The sequence below is a fragment of the Mesorhizobium sp. M7A.F.Ca.ET.027.03.2.1 genome (assembly GCF_003999175.1).
Lineage (GTDB): Bacteria > Pseudomonadota > Alphaproteobacteria > Rhizobiales > Rhizobiaceae > Mesorhizobium.
On sequence record NZ_RZOM01001038.1, the window covers coordinates 1 to 2,208 of the forward strand.

A 2,208-nucleotide genomic window follows, 5' to 3' on the forward strand; every position below is an offset into this window, starting at 1 on the left:
ATGGGTTAGAGAGTTGTGTGCACCTTCCCTGAGGAAGGGGCAAGATTGCTTCAAGCACGCATACCTTAAAACAGGGTGATCATCCTGTTTTAGGCCGCGAGTTCCGCCTCTCCGGTCTTGGCGCCGGTGATGTAGGAGACGATATCGTTTCCGTCGGTGTTCTCCTTGCGCAGATTGGCGACGATGCGGCCGCGCCGGAACACGACGATACGGTCGCAGAGATCGAACACCTGGCGCATATTGTGGCTGATCAGGATCAGCGGCTCGCCATTGTCCTTGAGCGTACGGACGATGTTTTCGACCTGCGCGGTCTCCTGCACGCCAAGGGCGGCCGTTGGCTCGTCCATGATGATCAGCTTGGAGGCGAACGTTGCCGTCCGGGCGATCGCCACGCACTGGCGCTGGCCGCCCGACATGTGGCGGATGGTGTTGGACAAATTGGGGATCTTCACCGCCGTGCGGACGAGCGCCGCCTCGGTCGCCTTGCGCATGTACTTGCGGTCGAGGATCGAGAACGGGCCGAGGTTGAACAGCACCTTCTCGCGCCCGAGGAACAGGTTCGACGGCACGTCGAGATCGTCGGCCAGCGCCAGGTTCTGGAACACGGTCTCGATGCCCGCCGTGCGGGCCTCGATCGGCCCGGCAAAGTTCACTTCCTTGCCGTCGAACCAGATCTGGCCGCTGGTGCGCTGCTCGACGCCGGTGATCTGGCGCACGAAGGTCGACTTGCCGGCGCCGTTGTCGCCCATGATGGCGACATGCTCGCCCTTGCGCAGTTCGAAGTTCGCCCCTTCCAGCGCGTGCACGCCGCCATAGCGCTTGGTCAGGTTTTCAGTCTTCAGGACGATGTCTGACATGGTCATGCCCTCATTGCCCGCAGGCGTTGGCGCCACTGGTCGAGAACCACCGCACCGACGATGATCACACCCTTGACCATCTCCTGGTAGTAGGCGTCGAGGCGCAGGAAGGTGAAGCCGGAGATGATGACGCCGAAGATCAGCGAGCCGATCACCGTGCCGATGATCGAGCCGCGGCCGCCCGACAGGGAGACGCCGCCGATGACCGCCATGGCGATGGCGTCGAGTTCGTACATCACGCCCATGCCGGACTGCGCGGTCAGGTTCTTGGAGCTCAGCACCACGGCGGCGAGCGCGGCGAGAATGCCGGCGATGACGTAGACCAGGATCTTGTGGTTGGCGATCTTGATGCCGGACATGCGCGCGGCGTCCTCGTTGGAGCCGATCGCGTAACAGTGCTTGCCGTACCTGGTGTAGGTCATGATCAGCTGGAACAGGATGGCCAGCGACAGGAAGATGACGACGGGCATCAGGCCTTTGCCGATGCCGGCGAAACTCTCGGTGGGAAAGGAGATCGGCTGGCCCTTGGACCACCATTTGGCGATGCCGCGCGCGGTCACCATCATGCCGAGCGTGGCGATGAACGGCGGAATGCGCGTGTAGGCGATCAGCGCGCCATTGACCAGGCCGGCGAACAGGCCGCAGGCGATCGCCACCAGCAGCGGCACGATGACAGGCAGGTCGGTCCAGCCTTGCGCCAGGAACATCGCCTTGGGATTGGGGTTGCCGTTGACCGTCGCCACCTGGGCGAAGCTCATGGCGATCATGGCGGTCGCGCCGACGATCGAGCCCGAGGACAGGTCGATGCCGCCGGTGATGATCACTTGCGTCACACCGATGGCGATGATGCCGACGATCGACACCTGCAGGATGATGATCTGCAGGCGCGCTTCGTTGAAGATGCCGCCGACGTCGCTGCGTGTGTTGAACAGGAAGCTGTCGCCGAGAAAAATGCGGCCGATCAGTTCGAAGATGACGACGAGAATGACCAGTGCCAGGAAAACATTGAACTCGGCCGGCCATGTGCGCTTCTTCGCATCATAACCGACGCCGCCCACGCCATGAGATGTCTGTGCCACGTATTCTGTCCTCCATAGCCGCGGTCGCCCTCGCGCCTGCAGCGCTGAGGGAGAGAGGGGAGCGGCGCTGTCTTGGTCGAGAGCGCCGCTCCGTATCGAACCGTTGGCGGCTCAGTTCTTCTTCAGGAACTTGTCGATGTTGGCTGGCGTCACCAGATGGAAGGGCACGTAGACCTTGTGCTCGACCTTCTCGCCCTTGGACAGCTTGAGCGCCGCATCGAGAGCGCCGGCGCCCTGGCCGGCAGCGTCCTGGAACACGGTTACGTCGAGGT

The 2,208-nt window shown here is 62.9% G+C and carries 2 protein-coding genes and 1 pseudogene; all 3 read right to left on the bottom strand.

Annotation, left to right across the window (positions count from 1 at the left end; all coding sequences use genetic code 11):
• Window positions 1-89: 89 nt before the first annotated feature.
• Window positions 90-857 (bottom strand): ATP-binding cassette domain-containing protein, encoded by a 768-nt coding sequence (locus EN750_RS30790; protein ID WP_023810655.1) that lies wholly within the window; start codon window positions 855-857, stop codon window positions 90-92.
• Between the two features lie 2 nt (window positions 858-859).
• A complete protein-coding gene (locus EN750_RS30795) occupies window positions 860-1,936 on the bottom strand; it encodes an ABC transporter permease (RefSeq protein ID WP_127320412.1) in 1,077 nt (358 codons plus the stop codon).
• 111 nt (window positions 1,937-2,047) lie between these two features.
• Window positions 2,048-2,208 (bottom strand): annotated as a pseudogene (locus EN750_RS30800) (rhizopine-binding protein); the annotation flags it as partial.

Bases quoted from the DNA above. Each gene is read 5' to 3' on its own strand.
- EN750_RS30790 (WP_023810655.1), bottom strand. From the start codon at position 857: ATGTCAGACATCGTCCTGAAGACTGAAAACCTGACCAAGCGCTATGGC.